This is a genomic window from Flavobacterium xanthum, assembly GCF_900142695.1.
Lineage (GTDB): Bacteria > Bacteroidota > Bacteroidia > Flavobacteriales > Flavobacteriaceae > Flavobacterium > Flavobacterium xanthum.
The window spans coordinates 1-5,125 of sequence record NZ_FRBU01000075.1 but is presented as its reverse complement, the minus strand read 5'-3'; the positions used below and the strand labels follow the sequence as shown (position 1 = coordinate 5,125).

The following is a 5,125-nucleotide window of genomic DNA, read 5'->3' as shown; positions in this document are numbered from 1 at the left end:
TCTTCTTGTTCTTGACATAATTCTGCTAATTTAAGGTTTTTAATCCTATCTTAAATTCACACAAAAAGTTGTACGTTTTTTGGGGAGCAGCATAGATACCCAAACAAAGTCTCAGAATCTACCATGGTAGCCTCTCCGTACCGCTCCAATTCTCTCTTATAAGTATCCGTTTGTACTTTCCAAACTAAATGGTTGACCAATAACTTTTCAAAAACAAGATGGAATGAACTTATAATGGTAGCTATACCTTCTGGTTTGGTTACTAAAAAACGAATACGAAGATGCGAATCAGGATCGTTATACCGAATAAAAAACCATTTTTCGATTACCTTCCGAGCTTTTAACTGTTCAATAATAGGAGCAAACTCTTCCAATAAAAGTAAGTCTGCTGTTTTTACACCGGTATAAATTTTATAATACAACCATTCACTTCCTAGGCAAAACTCTCTTTTCATATATGTAAAAATTATTTTTAAGTGGTCATAAATAGTATGCTTCGCCAATTCGCTTCGCTCGGGTCGCCTTTTATTTATAGGTGTTTGTTTTCAACAAACCTTTTCCTAACGGCGATTTCATCTTTTAAAATTTATTGTGTTTTTTTGGTTAATCAGAATTCACCAAAAATTAATGACATTCGTAAGGAGTGTTTCATTACGTGACTTTTTCTTTATAAAAGGATAAAATTATCTGATTGGTATACGTTTGTTGTGCTGCACCGCTAACCGCTGAATTCTCCATAAACAGAAACTCTTCTAATATAATTTTGGGTTGTTTTTTTACCGCATTAATTAATAATCTTGCACCAAACTCTTTATCAAAATCTAATAACAACGTATTATCAAATTGTATCCAATTTACCCATTGCGGTAACTCTCTTTCTGTTCTCCATTTGCTAAATACTTCAAAAAACACATTTTCAGATTGTTGAGCTAAAAAGGAAATTTCGTCGGCAGTAACTACCCATCTGGCTTTAGAGAGGATTACTTTTTTATAAACTACCCTTGGAAAATGATCGTAATGAGAAAAAAGTACGCCCCAATCAAAGCTGTAAATAGGCTTGTCATTTTGACCCTGTAAATCACACAAAAAATGATATACGGGTAAGGATTTGCTAGCGTAGTTGTGCGCATTGGACAAACAAGGCACTATTATTTTATTGTGCTTTTTGGAACGCAAAATAATGGTATTGTTTTGTATAGATACCATCAAATCGTCAAGACCTATCTGATACGCTTCGCTTACTCCTGAATGCGATAAATATGGAATTTCATAAAGACGTAAAGGGGGTCTTTTTAAAATATTTCCGGTTCTTGATTCAGGAATATGAACGATCTCTGCTTTAATCTGATTCGGATCATACGCTTGTTCCTTTGCTACAATTTCGGCAGTTAGAGTTGCTATAGCTTCATTTCCATTACAAAAACGACCCAACAACTTTGCAGCGCTCACATTACCAGAAGATTCTAAAACTACTACATCCTCCTTTAATAATTCAATAATTACTGAAAAAGTGATAGGCGCCTCTTCCCAGTTGCAATCAAAATCTGGAAAATCTTTTTCTGTTAGTTCTAAGACGTTTTGCTGTAGTTGTTTACAAGTTTGTAATTTCTGCTCTACTATTCGGTCAAACGTAGTCCAAGGCTGAGTGTCAGTCTGATTTTGGTTTTTAAAATATAAAGTTTCTAAAAGCTCGTGCGTGTCATTTCGTTGTAATGATACCGGATAACCCAAACTAATTTCAGTATCTAACACTAAGGCTAATGGCATTTCCTTTCCCTCATATCGATGTAAAAAAGCCTTTATGAATTCTTCTAATGTATGTCTTTTGTGTTTTTTTGTATGCCATTAAGAAACGTCAAAGCTTCGAGCGTTTGACGATGTAATTTTGGATGTAGTGTGTTTACACTAGCCGCAGTTGTCAAATCGGTTTGAAAAAGATACTTTTTATCAAAAGTCACTCTGGCTTCCGTCAGTACATTTTTTATAGCAGTATAAGCAGTAGGTTTAGGAACAAGTCCAAAGTCTAAACTTTCTATTTGGCGTTTAAGTCTTTGAAAAAAAGTGGTTTCTTTTTCAAAATTTGGAACGCGTGCTAGTATAGCGTTTATTCTATCCCATTCGTTTTTTGTGGTTAAAGCACCGTCTAAATCACTCACTAAAAACTGAAAATCAATCAATTGGTTTACAAAATCTTTAGCATCATCACGTTCAGAAGCATCATCAGCCAGCAATTCAATTAAAGCCTCAATCGTAATTCCTTGTCTTGATTTTTGATACACTAGCGTTAAAAGATCTGTTTTTCGTAGTGCTGCAATACTGTGTTGTCTTTTGGTTCCCTGATAACGATACTCCACATACCGGTAAAAAGATCCTACTTCATAGAGGCTTGTATTGGGTTTATAACTCAATGTGTTCCTAACTTCTTCTTGCTTCACCAGTTCTTGTAACAAAGCAATCCAAAATTGCATGTCTAATTGCGTATGGCGTTGGAATAGCTCCTTATGGTCCATCACTATATTGGTGGTTTGGCCTTTTTCGCCAACAGTGCAACCCGCAAATAACCCAAAAGGAGTACAGCGCGATGCCATCCTTGCACAGTATTTCAAGACACTATAAGCTAAAGCTGTTGTCTTTTTATTGGATAAGGATTGGGGATTTTCCCAATATTTTTCTACCAGTAAAATTAGTTCTGGAGAAGCCAGCTGCAGTGCTTCATGCACCAAGGAATCTTGCAGCTGTTCAAACACGCTAATTACCGCTTCCTTTTCCATTATTTTAGTATAGAAAGAAAGCGGTAACAATGGGGTTCTCAAAACATGTGAAGAAAAAGGACGAATTTGATAGTGGTGCATTATCGTTTCTTTTTACTCACTTTTTCTGCCAGTTGCATAGCATTATAAACATTTAATACTTTCCCTGATTTAGAGAGTTCAGAAAATTTGACTTTTTTGCCTTCACCGCCTGGGATCAAAACCTTCAAATCATAAGTCGTACCCGACTCTAGAATAATCTCCTTAACTTGCTTAGCACTAAGTTTAGGATAATACGACCAAATCAAAGCAGCTGTTCCAGAAACCATAGGTGCTGCTAATGAAGTACCTGAGTCATAACCGTACCTGTTACCTCCGGTCGATGTATAAATTTGATCACCTGGCGCAAACAAATCTACATTTTTTTTACCGTAATTAGAAAAGGAAGCTACCAAGGTGCTATCATTAATAGCAGTGCTAGCTCCTACGTTTATAAAATTACCTACAACTTCTTTTGCACCATCCTGCAAGTCGATATCTGTTGGAAAGTTAGGGTTTTCATCTACATTAAAGCTATCATTTCCTGCACCATGTATCAGTAAAATATCGTGATTAGCAGCATATTTCATAGCTGAGTAAACCAAATCGTTGCTCAAAGCAAATTCTTTGCCGAATGACATATTAATAATTTTAGCTCCATTATCTACAGCGTATCGTATTGCCATAGCAATATCCTTATCATGCTCATCACCGTTTGAAGCAATTACCAATGGCATTATCTTTACGTTTGCAGATACAATCATTGCAATTATCCCGGAAACTTTAGTGGAGTGATTATACGTAGTTGTTTTTCCTTCAATATTTGTAGAAAGTCTATTATTACCATAGCCTTTCTCAAATTTACCCGAGCTATCCTTTATTAAAAGGCGCTCATTGAATTTAAGGTTTAAGGATTTATTTAAGATGGAGTCCACCTCTTGCTTGCTATCTTCCACATCTTTTAATGACTTTTCACCAAAATCGAGTCTTGCTTTCATAAAAGCTATCATTGTACCCAGATCAAAATCAAGATCTTCCCTTCTTTGTCTGAAGGTCTTATCATTGATTTTGTGTTTTTTATACATGCTATCTAGTTGTTGATAGGTATAATCCTCGTTCGGAAAATAATGCCTTAGACTATCTTTGGCGGATGGATAAGTTTTTACACTATATTTTAATGATTTTAGCCAGTTTTCGTAATAAACATGCTGTTCTCTAAACTTTCTTAGTGCTCGATCATATTCCTTTTCATTTCCAGCTTCGTTTTTAACTAATTGGTCGGTTTGCAAATCCCCCCATTTTCTTAAGATCCTTACAAACTCAAAATTTGAAAAAACTAAGTATCCATTGTCTTTTGTTCCAATAAAATTCCAACCGTTAACGTCGTCTACGTAACCATTTTTATCGTCATCTTGACCATTATTAGGAATTTCAGCTTTGTTTATCCATAGTTTGTTCTTTATTAAATCGTGATTGATATCTAAAGGTGAATCAATAATCGCAACAATAATTTCTTTGGAACGCAATTTTTGGATATTTTGCATTTTCCATTTGCTAACAAAAATTCCTGTATTAACATTTTCATCTATCCCTTTATGAAACCAATTCAAAGAATCTAAATTTTTATATATTGAAACTCCGTTGTGTTTACTTAAATTTAAGTCAGTACTAGTTTTGCTCGAACTGCAACCTATTAAAATAGCAACTAATAAAAATAATAGAATCAATGATTTCATAATTTTGTAAAAAACTAAAAGGTTATAGTCATTGTTTTGTTTGACTGAGTAATAGTTTTATCATCGCCTCCATTTGCAATAATAGCACTATCACCACCATTTATCAAATGTAAATTATCCAATTGGGCTACTTTCATTTTTTCTAAATTAAACTTTGATTTGTTTTCTTTTTGTTTTTTTTCGGCTTTCATTTTATACAGTTTTTGATTGTTGAAGTGCAAAAGTATAAATGTTATACTGATTGTTACTATAAAAATTAAAAGTTGTTGTCGGAATTCACGGAATTCCGATAGTCAAAAAAAACATAACGCCCTCACAGATATTCTGTTACAATTATTTTTCTTTTTCTAGTGCTTTGATGAAAAAAGTAGGCTTAATTTTATATTTTTTATAAAAAGCGCTAGAAAAAGCTTCCGCAGAATTGAAACCAAATTCATTAGCTAAGTATGGCATAGTATAATTACGCAATATGATTTGGGCCTGCAATTGAACCACAGCTTCATTTTATGCTGCGACCTATTCGCGATGCAACTTTTTTAGAAACTTAAGATAGTTTTTTAAGTTTTCATTTCTATTTTCTAGGCTAAAATCGGAAATAAC

At 34.0% G+C, this 5,125-nt stretch carries 3 protein-coding genes and 1 pseudogene; all 4 read right to left on the bottom strand.

Features of this window, described 5'->3' with window-relative positions:
- Positions 1-56: 56 nt before the first annotated feature.
- Positions 57-455, bottom strand: coding sequence for a thiopeptide-type bacteriocin biosynthesis protein (locus BUC11_RS16240; protein ID WP_073355741.1), 399 nt, complete (start codon positions 453-455; stop codon positions 57-59).
- 196 nt (positions 456-651) lie between these two features.
- Positions 652-2,771 (bottom strand): annotated as a pseudogene (locus BUC11_RS17250) (lantibiotic dehydratase family protein).
- Positions 2,772-2,851: 80 nt separating this feature from the next.
- A complete protein-coding gene (locus BUC11_RS16225; RefSeq protein ID WP_073355737.1) occupies positions 2,852-4,525 on the bottom strand; it encodes a S8 family serine peptidase in 1,674 nt (557 codons plus the stop codon).
- A gap of 14 nt (positions 4,526-4,539) precedes the next feature.
- The gene (locus BUC11_RS17050; protein ID WP_175547774.1) at positions 4,540-4,716 is read right to left on the bottom strand and encodes a hypothetical protein; all 177 of its coding nucleotides are present in this window, start codon (positions 4,714-4,716) and stop codon (positions 4,540-4,542) included.
- Positions 4,717-5,125: the final 409 nt, after the last annotated feature.